We start from the raw sequence: 13320 nt of genomic DNA, 5'->3' as shown, positions 1-13320 counted from the left end.
TTCCACCCTATGGCGCGTTTTTCTTTGCGACAGCAGTGGACCATTCTGCTGATTGCTTCGTTAGTACTGGGGATCATTCTCCAGCTGTTTCACCTTCCTGCTGCACTGCTGTTAGGTCCGATGATCGTCGGAACCGTCATGGGCCTTTCTGGCGCCACCGTACGCATCGACAAACGTTTGTTTGTGCTCGCACAAGCGGTGTTGGGTTGCATGATCGGGCAAACACTCTCACCGGCTATTCTCTCACCGCTGTTAGCGGATTGGCCGGTGGTGCTGGCGGTGTTGGTGCTTACGCTGGCGGCCAGCGGTTTGTCAGGTTTTCTACTGGTACGCTTTAGCAACCTTCCAGGGCCTACCGGTGCGTGGGGATCGTCTCCCGGCGGCGCTTCTGCGATGGTGGCGATGGCCGGTGATTTCGGTGCGGACGTGCGCTTAGTGGCGTTTATGCAGTATCTTCGCGTGCTGTTTGTGGCGACTGCAGCGGCAGTGGTGGCGCGCATTGGGCTGGGCACCAACGGTGGTGCAGTGGAGCTGGTATGGTTCCCTGCCTTACAAAGCAGCTTCATCCTGACATTGGTGGTGATGTTCGCGGGCGCCTGGCTGGGACAAAAACTGCGTATCCCTTCGGGTGCGCTGCTGCTGCCCGCGCTGATTGGTGCGACGCTCCACGGCACCGATGTCGCCACTTTGCAGGTGCCGGAGTGGTTGCTGGCGCTGGCCTATGCGTTGATTGGCTGGAGCGTGGGTTTGCGCTTTACGCGCCCGATCTTCCTGCTGGCGCTGCGCACCCTTCCGCAAATGCTGGTGTCGATTTTCGGCTTGATGCTGCTGTGTGGTGGATTGGCGTGGATGCTGACGCAGGTGCTGCACGTCGATCTGATGACGGCGTATCTGGCAACCAGCCCGGGCGGGCTGGATACCGTGGCGATTATTGCGGCGGGCAGCCGGGTCGATATCGCGTTTGTGATGGCGTTGCAGACCTTACGCCTGTTCACCATCCTGCTGACCGGCCCGGCTATCGCGCGCTTTATCTCACGCTACGCGCACGCGGGTGCGAGCTGAGAACGCGATTGCATCAACGATAAATACGGCGAGTGCCAGCCAGATAAAGCCGAAGGTGACCATCTTGTCCGGCGTCAGGCTCTCGCCGTAGAACAGCACGGCCAAAAGGAACATCAACGTGGGACCGATGTATTGGAAAAAGCCCACGGTCGACAAACGCAGACGCGCACAGGCGGCGGCAAACAGCATCAGCGGAATCGTGGTGACGATGCCCGCCGCGATCAGCTTGAAATTGAGGCTCATTGGATTGACGCTGAGGTGGCTGGTGGCGCTGTCAGCAAAGCCAAACAAATAGATTGCCGCCAGCGGGAATAACCATGCGGTCTCGATCAGCATGCCGCTTTGCGCATCCACCTGGATTTTTTTCCTCAGCAGACCGTAGACGGCAAAACTCAGCGCCAGCCCCAGGCCAATAATCGGCAGCGAGCCAAATTGCCACAGCTGCACCAGTACGCCAATCGTTGCCAGCAACACCGCCAGCCACTGCAAGCGGCGGAAGCGCTCGCGCAGGAACAGCATGCCAAACACTACGTTGATCAGCGGGTTGATAAAGTAGCCGAGGCTGGCTTCCAGCATGTGCTGATTATTCACTGCCCAGATAAACAGCAGCCAGTTGCCGCCAATGGTGACGGCAGTGACGGCCAGCAACAGCACTTTCTTTGGCTGAGCGAGCACCGTGCGCACCTGCTGCCAGCTCCGGCTCAGGGTAATCAGTACCAGCATAAACAGTGCCGACCAAATCACGCGATGCGTCATGATTTCTGTTGGCGGGACTTCTTTCACCAGCTTGAAGTAGGCTGGCGCAATGCCCCAGATAAAATAAGCGCCGAGCGCATAGCCAATGCCCTGACGCGTTTGTTGCGTATCCATCATGCTTTCCAAAAAAGGTAACTAGCCAATCAAATAGGTGGCGGTTGCTGTGGCGATATAATCGCCCTGCTGGTTGTGCAGTTCCACTCGCGCTACCGCCACTTTATTGCCGGCGCGTAGCAGGCTGCTGGTGGCGACAAAGCGATCGCCGCGTCCGGGACGTAAATAATCAACGCGCATATCGATAGTGCCCATGCGCGACAGACGCTGACGCAGTTCCTCTTCGCTGGTGCTCTCCTGACGCGACAGTGCATGACTGACGCACACCAGCCCGGCAGCGACATCCAGCACTGATGCAATCACGCCACCGTGCAAAATATTTTGGGCAGCATTGCCAACCAGCATGGTTTTGTTGGCAAAGCCCAACTCGGCGTAATCCGCTTCGAGTCGATCCAGCTCTAAACCCAGCGCCTGGTTGAAGGGCATGTGATAAACAAAGATTTCGCCAATCAGTCGGCGAGCTTCCTGCTGTGACAGCAACGGGGATGACATGTTTTCTGCCTTAAGATGTTAAAGAGTTGTGTATATTATGCCGCGTTCGCGCGGCTTTCCAGTTTCAGAAATCGGCACTGATCAACCTGTCTCTTTGCGTGTAGAATGGCGTGCTTTTTGAACATGGGCCTAATAATGACAACACGCAGTTCCCTGGAGAATGTTATGCGTAAGCTATACGCGTTGCTGACCGCAGCTTTGATGATACCTGCGCTGGCACAGGCTGATGAAGCCACCATAAAAGAGGTGCATGACGCCCCGGCAGTGAAGGGCAGTATTATTGCGAACCTGTTGGAGAAACACGATAACCCGTTCGTGCTTTATCCTTACGAAAACAACTATTTGCTCTACACCTACACCAGCGACATGAACAAAGAGGCGATCTCTTCGTACAACTGGGCAGACAAAGCAAAAAACGATGAAGTAAAATTCCAGCTCAGCCTGGCGTTCCCGCTGTGGCGTGGCATTCTGGGTGATAATTCGGTATTGGCCGCATCCTATACCCAACGTTCGTGGTGGCAGCTCTCTAACCGTGGAGCCTCATCGCCGTTCCGTGAAACCAACTATGAACCGCAGATTTTCCTCGGCTGGGCAACGGATTATACCTTTGCGGGCTGGACACTGCGTGATATTGAAACCGGTCTGAACCACGAGTCGAACGGCCGCAGCGATCCGACTTCACGCAGCTGGAACCGCGTCTATGCGCGTCTGATGGCACAGAACGGTAACTTCCTCGCGGAAATCAAACCCTGGTATCGAATTCCAGAAAATGAAAATAATGATGATAACCCCGACATCACCAAGTACATGGGCTACTATCGCGCCAAGCTCGGTTATGAAATGGGTGAAAGTATTTTCAGCGTGGAAGGTAATTACAACTGGAACAGCGGCTATGGCGGCGCGACTTTTGCCTGGAGCTATCCTATCTCTGAACATGTGCGCTTTTACACCCAGCTGTTCAGCGGGTATGGTGAATCGCTTATCGACTATAACCACCGCCAGACCCGTTTTGGCGTGGGCGTAACACTTAACGATCTGTTCTAACCAGTCAGAAAAACAGGATTACCGTGGCAACATCGGCAGTGCTTAATCAGGAAATGCTGGCGCAGCAGGTATTACAAGATACCTTCGGCTACCAGCAATTTCGTCCCGGTCAGCAAACCATCATCGAAACCGCTCTTGCCGGGCGTGATTGTCTGGTGGTGATGCCGACCGGCGGCGGGAAATCGCTGTGCTATCAAATCCCGGCGCTGGTGCGCGAAGGGTTGACGCTGGTGGTTTCACCGCTGATCTCACTGATGAAAGATCAGGTCGATCAATTGCTGGCCAACGGCGTGGCAGCGGCGTGTCTTAACTCGACGCAAACGCGTGAGCAGCAGCAACAGGTCTTTGCGGATTGCCGTACCGGCAAGCTGAAACTGCTGTATATCGCGCCTGAACGTCTGATGATGGATAACTTCCTCGACAGCCTGCACCAGTGGAATCCGGTGATGTTGGCGGTGGATGAGGCGCACTGTATCTCGCAATGGGGCCATGATTTCCGCCCGGAATATGGCTCGATTGGTCAACTGCGTCAGCGTTTCCCGGATCTGCCGGTGATGGCGCTGACGGCAACCGCCGATGAAACCACGCGTAACGACATCGCCCATCTGTTGCAGATGGACGATCCGCTGATTCAAATCAGCAGCTTTGACCGCCCAAATATTCGCTACACGCTGGTGGAGAAATTCAAACCCACCGATCAGCTGTTGCGCTATGTGCAAGAGCAGCGCGGTAAGAGCGGCATCATTTACTGTAACAGCCGTGCCAAGGTGGAAGACACGGCTGCGCGTCTGCAAAGCCGTGGGCTGAGTGTCGGCGCGTATCACGCCGGTATCGACAGCGCTCAGCGTGCGCACGTGCAGGAAGCCTTCCAGCGTGATGATTTGCAAATTGTGGTCGCCACTGTGGCATTTGGTATGGGCATCAACAAGCCTAACGTGCGTTTCGTGGTGCACTTCGATATTCCGCGCAATATCGAATCCTACTATCAGGAAACCGGCCGCGCCGGGCGTGATGGCCTGCCCGCAGAAGCGATGATGCTTTACGATCCGGCGGATATGGCGTGGCTCCGTAAATGTCTGGAGGAGAAGGCGCCCGGCCCGTTACAGGATATTGAGCGTCACAAGCTCAATGCGATGGGCGCGTTTGCCGAAGCGCAAACCTGCCGTCGTTTAGTGCTGCTCAACTACTTTGGTGAAGGGCGTCAGCAGCAGTGCGGCAACTGCGATATCTGCCTTGATCCTCCGCGTCGCTATGATGGTTTGGTGGAGGCGCAGAAGGCGCTTTCCAGCATCTATCGTACCGGCCAGCGCTTTGGTATGGGCTATATTGTCGACGTGCTGCGCGGTTCCACTAACCATCGCGTTCGCGATAACGGGCACGACAAATTGCCGGTGTACGGCATTGGTCGTGAGCAGAGCCAGGAGCATTGGGTCAGCGTGCTGCGTCAGCTGATCCATCTTGGTATGGTGACGCAAAATATCGCCATGCACTCCGCTTTACAGCTAACGGAAGCGGCGCGTCCGGTATTGCGTGCCGAAGTGCCATTGATGCTGGCGGTGCCGCGTATCGTCACGGTGAAGAGCCGCAGCAGCTCGCCGAAAGTGCACAGCGGCAATTACGATCGCACGCTATTTGGCAAACTGCGTAAATTGCGTAAGGCGATTGCCGACGAATCCAACATTCCGCCTTACGTGGTGTTTAACGATGCCACATTGATTGAGATGGCGGAGCAAATGCCGATTACCGCGTCAGAAATGCTGAGCGTGAACGGTGTCGGTCATCGCAAGCTGGAACGTTTTGGTAAACCGTTCCTGGTGATGATCAAAGAACATGTCGATGAAGAGTAAAGGAAAGAAACCATGTTGATGTTATTCGCCACCGTCGCGCTGGTGCATTTGGTTGCGCTGATGAGTCCCGGCCCGGACTTCTTCTTTGTGTCGCAAACGGCGGCCAGCCGTTCACGTAAAGAGGCGATGATGGGCGTGTTGGGCATCACGCTGGGAATCGTGATCTGGGCCAGTGTGGCGCTGATGGGGCTGCATCTGATCCTGCAAAAAATGGCCTGGCTGCATGAAATCATCATGGTGGGCGGTGGTTTGTACCTGCTGTGGATGGGTTGGCAACTCCTGCGCTCGGCACGTCAGCAGCATAAAGCCCCGCAGGTTGATGCGCCGGTGGTGGAGCTGCCAAAAAAAGGCATGAGTTTCCTGAAAGGTTTTCTGACTAATCTGTCGAACCCGAAAGCGATTATCTATTTCGGCAGCGTGTTCTCGCTGTTTGTGGGTAATGATGTGGGCGCGATGGAGCGTTGGGGGTTATTCCTGCTGATTATCGGTGAGACCTTTGCCTGGTTCACGCTGGTCGCGGCGATTTTTGCACTACCGTGGATGCGTGATAAGTATCAGCGTATGGCGAAGTGGGTCGATGGGATGGCGGGTGTGCTGTTTGCCGGATTCGGCATTCACCTGATTATCTCGCGTTAAATCGGGTTTACTTGCCATTTCGCCACCGGGCAGCGCTCGCGTGCTTTACGTTCAGCATCTGTGCATTAGAACTTGCGCACTGACTACCTTGAAATAGCTGCGGCACTGACGGTTATCACCTCGGTGCCGCGGTTTTTTAAAGCCTCTTACGCGATTCTGCGCGCACTTGCCAGCAAGGCTCCGACGGCCATAAACAAGCCACCGAAGGTGCGGTTCATCAGCTTCATCTGTTTTGGCCCTTTAATCCAGCCCGCAATACGGGTTGCCAGCGTGGCGTAACCAATCATCACGATAATATCGACCACGATGGTGGTGACACCGAGCACCAGATACTGCATCAACTGCGGCTGGTGTGGCTGAATAAACTGCGGGAAAAGCGCGGCGAGAAACACGATGCTTTTCGGATTGGTGAGATTCACCAGAATGGCGCGTTTGAACAGGCGACGACGCGGCATCGCTTTTGCCACGGCATCCAGATCAATACCGCCTGCGGAACGCCACTGCTGAATGCCCAGCCACACCAAATAGGCGGCGCCTGCCCACTTCAGCACTTCAAACGCCATGATCGATTGTGAAAATAGCGCACCCAAACCGGCACCCACCAGCACAATGTGAATCGCCAGCCCAAGCTGTAAGCCAGTGATGGAAGCCGCCGCGCCGCGATAGCCATGGCTAATGCCGGTGCTCATGGTGTTGATGGCACCGGAACCGGGTGAAAGGCTGAGGATAGTTGTGGTCAACAGGTAGGTTAACCACCATTCAATGGTCATGTGTGACATTCCCTGAAGTGAACGAAGTGTGACACAATACGCCAGAATATCGCGGTGCGCTATGGCGTACAGACGCGCGATGAGGCTTTTTTTCAGGGGGACGGATGCAGCATCACAAACAGCGTTGGCTCGGGCGAGAGAAAGGCTTTTCCGCCTTTGCTACCGGTCCGCTGCTCGACTTCTGGCGTCGTCGTGAAGAGTGCGAATTCACCGGCGTCGGTAACCTGAAGATTCGCTATGTTCGTTTCACCTCACCGCAACATCGCCGTGTCATCCTGATTGTTCCTGGCCGCATCGAAAGCTATATCAAATACCCGGAACTGGCTTACGATCTGTTCCACTGCGGCTATGACGTGGTGATTATTGACCATCGCGGGCAGGGCCGCTCCGATCGCTTGCTGGCGGATTCGCATCGCGGCCATGTGGTGGAGTTCAGCCACTATGTCGACGACTTAGAAACGCTGTATCTGAAAGAGATGGTCAGCAACCATTATCAGCAACGCTACGTGCTGGCGCATTCGATGGGCGGCGCGATTTTAGCGCTGTTTCTGGCGCGTCAGCCGCAGGCGTTCCATGCCGCGGTATTTTCGGCACCGATGTTTGGCATTGTGCTGCCGTTGCCTGACTGGATGGCTCACCCGATTTTGGACTGGGCGGAAAAACTGCCGGCGATTCGCGAACGCTATGCGCTTGGCACCGGCCGCTGGCGCGCCAGCCCGTTTGGCATTAATCGCCTGACGCACAGCCGGGAGCGCTATCGGCGCAACCTGCGTTTTTACGCGGACGATCCGGGGCTGCGCGTCGGTGGCCCAACCTATCATTGGGTGCGCGAAGGCGTGCATGCCGGACGCAGTATCATCAGCCAGGCGGCGAAAATCACCACGCCTTCCCTGGTATTGCAGGCCAGTGAAGACGATGTGGTGGATAACCGCTCGCAAGATATTTTTTGTACGGCGATGGCTGAGGCGGGACATCCCTGCGAAGGCACCGTGCCGTATGTGATTCAAGGCGCGCGTCACGAGATTTTGTTCGAAACAGACGCCATGCGCGCTGAAGCGCTCAACCTGGTGGTCGATTTTTTCGAGCGCCACGTTTAACTCATTTTCCGACATCAATACCAGAGGTTTACATGTACCACATCGTCGCATCCGACCTGGATGGCACGCTGCTCTCACCGGAACACCGCCTGACACCTTTTGCCCGTACCACGCTGCAGGAACTGGTGGCGCAAGATGTCCACTTCGTTTTCGCCACCGGCCGCCACTATATCGACGTAGGCCAGATGCGCGATAACCTTGGCATTCCGGCGTACATGATTACTTCCAACGGGGCCCGCGTACACAACGCAGACGGTGAACTGGTGTTTAGCCATAACCTCGACGCCGACATCGCCAGCGAGCTTTACGGTCTGCAGTACCACGATGAACATATCCTGACGCACGTGTATCGTGACGATGAGTGGTATATGAGCCGCCATCGCCCGGAGGAGCAGGACTACTTCCGTGAGTCGGTGTTTAACTATCAGGTTTATCAGCCGGGCATGCTTGAAACCGACGGCATCAGCAAGGTGTTCTTTACCTGCGACGATCCTGAACGTCTGGTGCCGCTGGAGCTAGCGATCGAAGCGCGCTGGGGCGATCGCGTTAACGTCAGCTTCTCACTGCCGACCTGTCTGGAAGTGATGGCGGGTGGCGTATCCAAAGGTCACGCGCTGGAGGCGGTATCAAAGCAGCTTGGCTTCTCATTGAAAGAGTGCATCGCTTTTGGTGATGGCATGAATGACGTGGAAATGCTGAGTATGGCGGGTAAAGGCTGCATCATGCGTAATGCGCAGCAGCGCCTGAAAGATACCTTGCCGACGCTGGAAGTGATTGGCAGCAACGCTGAAGATGCGGTGCCGCATACGCTACGTAAGTTGTTCCTTGCTTAAAAAAAATGGGCCGGTGATACTGGCCCATTTTTGTTATGCCATCTGTTTCTTATGTTTATGCTCGCTGACCATGGTGAGCAGCAACAAAATCACCGCCAACACCGATCCGGCAATCATCACCATGAATCCACCATCCCAGCCGAAGTAATCCACGGTGTAACCGACAATCGCACTGGCTGCCACTGAACCGCCGAGATAACCAAACAAACCGGTAAAGCCTGCTGCCGTGCCGGCCGCTTTCTTCGGCGCTAACTCCAGCGCATGCAGACCAATCAGCATCACCGGGCCGTAGATCAGGAAGCCAATGACGATCATGCACAGCATATCGAGACCTGGATTGCCGGGTGGGTTAAGCCAGTACACCACCGTCGCGATGGTTACCAGCGTCATAAAGAACACGCCGGTGGCGCCACGATTGCCTCTGAACACCTTGTCCGACATCCAGCCGCACAGCAAGGTGCCGGGAATGCCCGCATATTCATAGAAGAAGTAAGCCCACGAAGATTTATCCAGCGTGAAATGCTTCACCTCTTTCAGGTAGGTCGGTGACCAGTCGAGAATGCCGTAGCGCAGCAGGTAAACGAACACGTTGGCCAGCGCGATATACCACAGCAGCTTATTAGGCAGGATGTACTGCATAAAAATCTGCTTCGCCGTCAACTCCTCCTCATGATCCTCGCTGTAGTCTGGCGGATAATCATTCTTGTACGCCTCAATCGGCGGCAAACCACAAGACTGCGGCGTATCGCGCATCAGAGCAAAGGCAATAATCGCGATGAGGATGGCACCAAACGCCGGCATATAGAGCGCGGCTTTCCAGTCGTTAAACCACGCCATACCCAGCAGGAACAGCAAGGGTGGAATACCACCGCCCACGTTATGGGCGCAGTTCCACACCGAGACAATCCCGCCACGCTCCTTCTGTGACCACCAGTGCACCATGGTGCGCCCGCACGGTGGCCAGCCCATACCCTGGAACCAACCGCACAGGAACAGCAGCACAAACATCACCATGATGCTGGAGGTGGCCCAGGGTACAAAGCCCATAAACAGCATCACCGCAGCGGCCAGAATCAGTCCGGCAGGTAAAAAGACACGCGGGTTTGAACGGTCAGAGACGGAACCCATGATGAACTTGGAAAAACCGTAGGCGATGGAGATTCCGGACAGCGCAAAGCCAAGATCGCCACGCGAAAAGCCTTGCTCAACCAAATAGGGCATCGCCAGCGCAAAGTTTTTACGGACCAGGTAATAGGCGGCATAGCCAAAGAAAATGCCGATGAAGATTTGCCAGCGTAGCCGACGATAGAGCGGATCGACACGATCGTCAGCGACTTGCGGCTGATGCGGTGCCGGTTTGAAGATACTTAACATGAAGGTGGCCCTCCAGGGCGCAATATTTTTATAAATTCCCAGCAGGTTGGGTCAAATGCCCTCTGGCGTAACAACAAAACCAAAGTTCCATTTCGCGCAAAGGATAGTGATGGTTACGCTACGTTACTGTGATGTGTGACACAATTGTTACAGTTTGATGACATTAAAGAGCGATATAAACCAGGAAATGTTGGTATTCGCGCATGAAGCGTCGGGGCTTTTGGGTTTGTAAGGGGAATCCGTTGCCGTGTCGAATCAGATTCACTGCATCTGCAACCAGCAACCTGATTTCAGCAGTGGGCCTTATCTTAATGAGTGACGGGGATACGGCGATTTGTTTGATTTTAATTTGACCACTCGTCAACCAGATATTTCAGCCCGTCCACGACAGTTTGTTTACACTAGCGCCACTGTTCATTTTGGGATCAATACCGTGCTGTTACTGATCGTTACCACCATTTTGTGGGCTTTTTCCTTTAGTTTGATAGGGGAATACCTTGCGGGCCAGGTTGACTCCTGGTTCTCTGTACTAATGCGCCTTGGGTTGGCTGCGCTCGTTTTTTTGCCCTTCCTGCGCTGGAAGGGCTATCGCGCCTCAACCATCCTGCTGTATATGCTGGTGGGGATGCTGCAACTCGGCATCATGTATCTGCTGAGTTTTGAGGCTTATACCTACCTGAGCGTGACAGAATTCCTGTTGTTTACCGTGATGACGCCGCTCTACGTCACGTTGATTTACGATTTGCTCAGCAGACGTCGGCTGCGAATAGGCTATGCCTTCAGCGCGCTGTTGGCGGTAGCCGGTGCGGCCATCATTCGCTATGACAAAGTCAGCGATCATTTCTGGTTCGGTTTGCTGCTGGTTCAGGCGGCTAACATCTGCTTCGCCATTGGTATGGTTGGCTACAAGCGCTTGCAGGAAACCCGCCCAATGCCGCAACACACGGCCTTCTCTTGGTTCTATCTTGGCGCGGTGATCATCGCCATCATTGCGTGGAGCCTGTGGGGTAACCCGAACAAACTGCCAACCACCTCACTGCAGTGGGGCATTCTGGTGTGGCTGGGCGTGGCGGCTTCCGGGCTGGGCTACTTTATGTGGAACTACGGTGCGACGCAGGTCGATGCCGGTACGCTGGGCATCATGAACAACATGCACGTGCCGGCGGGCTTGCTGGTGAATCTGGCGATCTGGCAGGAAAAACCGCACTGGCCGAGCTTTATTGCCGGGGCGATCGTCATTTTCGCTTCACTATACGTGCACAAGCGTTGGGTAGTGGGGCATGTCGCTAAAAGCGATGCCTAATTAGCTGAACTGCTAAGACGCTCTTTGCTTTGCTCTGGCTTCGCTGTATGAGGTGTTAGTAAAAAGTAGCACCTGAGCCAGAGTGAAGAGACAGGCCGATCAACAGGGAAGTGAGATTCCTTCATGATCGGAGCGGCCTGCATCTGACCTGGTATCAAAGCGACGCTCAAAGCTAAAGGGAAGGGATAGCGTGGCAGAGGAGTAAAGCGTCCGAGCTATGGATGGCGAGGCCGATCCACAGGGATGTGGGCTTCTTTTGCGATCTGCCATGCTATCCCTGACTGAGCACTAACACATAGCAATCAGCCCTTTCCCGACTGAGCACTAACACAAAGCCATCAGGGCTTTTTCGCGGGCGCCGCAGGACGATTCATCATCGTCAATCCCTTCAAAAAGTTACGCAGAATCTGGTCACCGCACTCGCGGTAGTTTTTATGATCCGGATTGCGGAAAATCGCACCGACTTCCGCCTGGGAAATCTTAAAGTTTGCCTTCTCCAGCACCACCGGAATATCCGTGGTCTTCAGCGCAAAGGCGATACGCAGCTTCTTGATGAAAATATTGTTATTCATACGACGTTCGACTGACGGCGCTGGTGCATCTTCACTCTTACCGCGACGGAAGAAAATCAAACCGTTGAGGAAATAGCCCATCAGCACGTCCGGCAGCTTACGGAATGCCGCGTCTTCATCCTTCTTCATCCACGCCTGCACATCCTCCAGCGGCACTTCACTGCCCGCTAAGGCAAAAATCTCCACCACTTTGCTATCGCTCAAATCAAGCATATAGCGCACGCTGCGCAGAACATCGTTACTCGTCATGGTGAAACTCTCTTGGTCGCGGATTGAGGCGGCGCATTATAGAGCAGGCCGGGCAGGGATAACAGCACGGGCGACACAGGTCGCCCGTGGGATGATCAAGAAATTGACTGCAATGAACCCGGGCGAGCGGCATCACGTACAAACGGCAGATGGTCACAGGCGTGCTGGCGGGCGAAGCGCACAAAGGCTTCTAACACCGGCTGACGCTGCTCACCATCGCGCACGGCGGCATATAAACGGCTCCACAAACCCTCACCCAATGTCTTGGTCACCACCAGACCCTGCTTTTCAAAACTCTCCACCACCCAATGCGGAAGGGCCGCAATACCCATCTGTGCTGACACCATCTGAATCAGCAACAGCGTATTATCCACACTCTTCAGCGCCGGGCTGATGCCTGCAGGCTGCAGGAAATGACGCCAGATATCGAGACGCTGACGCTGCACCGGATAGATCATCAGTACCTCATCGGCCAAATCTTCCGGCGAGATATGTTCCAGCTTCGCCAGCGGATGGTCCGGGGCCAGCACCAGACGTACCTCAAAATCAAACATCGGCGTATAGAACAAACCGCTGCGCGGCAGGATATCGGAGGTCAACACCACATCCAGTTCGCCCTGTTGCAGGGCGGGCTGGGGATCAAAAGTCACGCCCGATTTAAAATCGACCACCACTTGCGGCCAGCTCTGGCGGAAATTATTGAGGGCTGGCGTTAGCCACTGAATGCAGCTGTGGCACTCAATGGCGATGCGTAACGTGGTCTGATGCGGCTCGTGGCATGCCTGCAACGCCTGCTGAATCTGCGGCAAAATCTGCTCGGCCAACTGCAGCATGATTTCCCCCTGCGGCGTAAACCGCAACGGCTGGCTCTTGCGCACAAACAGGCGAAAGCCCAGCCGCTGTTCCAGATCGCTGAACTGATGCGATAACGCCGATTGTGTCTGATGAAGCTGAGCGGCGGCAGCGGCCAACGAGCCGGTATTTTGCAACGCCTGCAGCGTTCTCAGATGTTTGAGTTCGATCATGAGAGTCCTTCACATCGAGATTGAACAAATTGCGCTTGAGGAACATACAGTACCCGCAGATTATGGCGGTGTAAACATCTGGACGGCTAAACATCTCAAGCAAGCGCCACCGCCACATGACTTTCGTCCAGTTCAGGCGTTCAGCG

The 13320-nt window shown here is 55.0% G+C and carries 13 protein-coding genes; 7 read left to right on the top strand and 6 right to left on the bottom strand.

Annotated elements, in window-relative coordinates; genetic code table 11:
* Positions 1-9: 9 nt before the first annotated feature.
* On the top strand, positions 10-1062 hold the full coding sequence (locus AC1MDE_RS24560; RefSeq protein ID WP_058960363.1) for an AbrB family transcriptional regulator: 1053 nt from the start codon (positions 10-12) through the stop codon (positions 1060-1062).
* Here the strand turns inward: AC1MDE_RS24560 and rarD are convergent.
* Both rarD and AC1MDE_RS24550 read right to left on the bottom strand, forming a co-directional pair.
* Positions 1033-1932: an EamA family transporter RarD gene (rarD, locus tag AC1MDE_RS24555; RefSeq protein WP_058960362.1), complete on the bottom strand. Its 900-nt coding sequence runs from the start codon at positions 1930-1932 to the stop codon at positions 1033-1035. The two genes, AC1MDE_RS24560 and rarD, sit on opposite strands and share 30 nt — an antisense overlap.
* A gap of 21 nt (positions 1933-1953) precedes the next feature.
* A complete protein-coding gene (locus tag AC1MDE_RS24550) occupies positions 1954-2424 on the bottom strand; it encodes a thioesterase family protein (RefSeq protein ID WP_480345159.1) in 471 nt (156 codons plus the stop codon).
* Positions 2425-2589: 165 nt separating this feature from the next.
* Between AC1MDE_RS24550 and pldA the strand changes: the two genes are divergently transcribed.
* Genes pldA through rhtC form a run of 3 tightly spaced genes read left to right on the top strand, consistent with a single transcriptional unit; the run spans position 2590 to position 5951 of the window.
* Positions 2590-3468: a phospholipase A gene (gene pldA / locus AC1MDE_RS24545; protein ID WP_034827877.1), complete on the top strand. Its 879-nt coding sequence runs from the start codon at positions 2590-2592 to the stop codon at positions 3466-3468.
* Positions 3469-3491: 23 nt separating this feature from the next.
* Positions 3492-5315 carry an ATP-dependent DNA helicase RecQ gene (gene recQ, locus AC1MDE_RS24540; protein ID WP_058960360.1) on the top strand — a complete coding sequence of 608 codons (1824 nt, stop codon included), beginning with the start codon at positions 3492-3494 and terminating at the stop codon, positions 5313-5315.
* A 12-nt stretch (positions 5316-5327) separates the two neighbouring features.
* Positions 5328-5951 carry a threonine export protein RhtC gene (rhtC, locus tag AC1MDE_RS24535; protein WP_058960359.1) on the top strand — a complete coding sequence of 208 codons (624 nt, stop codon included), beginning with the start codon at positions 5328-5330 and terminating at the stop codon, positions 5949-5951.
* Between the two features lie 146 nt (positions 5952-6097).
* Here the strand turns inward: rhtC and rhtB are convergent, their stop codons facing one another.
* Positions 6098-6721, bottom strand: coding sequence for a homoserine/homoserine lactone efflux protein (gene rhtB / locus AC1MDE_RS24530; RefSeq protein ID WP_034827889.1), 624 nt, complete (start codon positions 6719-6721; stop codon positions 6098-6100).
* A gap of 104 nt (positions 6722-6825) precedes the next feature.
* Between rhtB and pldB the strand changes: the two genes are divergently transcribed.
* Together pldB and yigL are read left to right on the top strand one after the other, a co-directional pair.
* Complete coding sequence (pldB, locus tag AC1MDE_RS24525; protein ID WP_058960358.1) at positions 6826-7818, top strand: lysophospholipase L2; 993 nt, start codon at positions 6826-6828, stop codon at positions 7816-7818.
* A gap of 32 nt (positions 7819-7850) precedes the next feature.
* Positions 7851-8651 (top strand): sugar/pyridoxal phosphate phosphatase YigL, encoded by an 801-nt coding sequence (gene yigL / locus AC1MDE_RS24520; protein WP_034827894.1) that lies wholly within the window; start codon positions 7851-7853, stop codon positions 8649-8651.
* Between the two features lie 33 nt (positions 8652-8684).
* On the opposite strand, the gene glpT is transcribed toward yigL, so the two are convergent.
* Positions 8685-10025, bottom strand: coding sequence for a glycerol-3-phosphate transporter (glpT, locus tag AC1MDE_RS24515; RefSeq protein WP_058960357.1), 1341 nt, complete (start codon positions 10023-10025; stop codon positions 8685-8687).
* Positions 10026-10458: 433 nt separating this feature from the next.
* Between glpT and AC1MDE_RS24510 the strand changes: the two genes are divergently transcribed.
* A complete protein-coding gene (locus tag AC1MDE_RS24510) occupies positions 10459-11328 on the top strand; it encodes a carboxylate/amino acid/amine transporter (protein WP_479397928.1) in 870 nt (289 codons plus the stop codon).
* 338 nt (positions 11329-11666) lie between these two features.
* On the opposite strand, the gene AC1MDE_RS24505 is transcribed toward AC1MDE_RS24510, so the two are convergent.
* Positions 11667-12149 carry a YehS family protein gene (locus tag AC1MDE_RS24505; RefSeq protein ID WP_058960356.1) on the bottom strand — a complete coding sequence of 161 codons (483 nt, stop codon included), beginning with the start codon at positions 12147-12149 and terminating at the stop codon, positions 11667-11669.
* Between the two features lie 95 nt (positions 12150-12244).
* The gene (metR, locus tag AC1MDE_RS24500; RefSeq protein ID WP_034827906.1) at positions 12245-13174 is read right to left on the bottom strand and encodes an HTH-type transcriptional regulator MetR; all 930 of its coding nucleotides are present in this window, start codon (positions 13172-13174) and stop codon (positions 12245-12247) included.
* Between the last annotated feature and the right edge of the window lie 146 nt (positions 13175-13320).

Source organism: Pantoea folii, from assembly GCF_056678875.1.
This window is presented reverse-complemented; position numbering and strand designations above follow the sequence as displayed.

Bases quoted from the DNA above. Each gene is read 5' to 3' on its own strand.
- glpT (WP_058960357.1), bottom strand. From the start codon at position 10,025: ATGTTAAGTATCTTCAAACCGGCACCGCATCAGCCGCAAGTCGCTGAC.
- rhtB (WP_034827889.1), bottom strand. From the start codon at position 6,721: ATGACCATTGAATGGTGGTTAACCTACCTGTTGACCACAACTATCCTC.
- metR (WP_034827906.1), bottom strand. From the start codon at position 13,174: ATGATCGAACTCAAACATCTGAGAACGCTGCAGGCGTTGCAAAATACC.
- AC1MDE_RS24550 (WP_480345159.1), bottom strand. From the start codon at position 2,424: ATGTCATCCCCGTTGCTGTCACAGCAGGAAGCTCGCCGACTGATTGGC.
- rhtC (WP_058960359.1), top strand. From the start codon at position 5,328: ATGTTGATGTTATTCGCCACCGTCGCGCTGGTGCATTTGGTTGCGCTG.
- AC1MDE_RS24560 (WP_058960363.1), top strand. From the start codon at position 10: ATGGCGCGTTTTTCTTTGCGACAGCAGTGGACCATTCTGCTGATTGCT.
- pldB (WP_058960358.1), top strand. From the start codon at position 6,826: ATGCAGCATCACAAACAGCGTTGGCTCGGGCGAGAGAAAGGCTTTTCC.
- rarD (WP_058960362.1), bottom strand. From the start codon at position 1,932: ATGGATACGCAACAAACGCGTCAGGGCATTGGCTATGCGCTCGGCGCT.
- pldA (WP_034827877.1), top strand. From the start codon at position 2,590: ATGCGTAAGCTATACGCGTTGCTGACCGCAGCTTTGATGATACCTGCG.
- yigL (WP_034827894.1), top strand. From the start codon at position 7,851: ATGTACCACATCGTCGCATCCGACCTGGATGGCACGCTGCTCTCACCG.
- AC1MDE_RS24505 (WP_058960356.1), bottom strand. From the start codon at position 12,149: ATGACGAGTAACGATGTTCTGCGCAGCGTGCGCTATATGCTTGATTTG.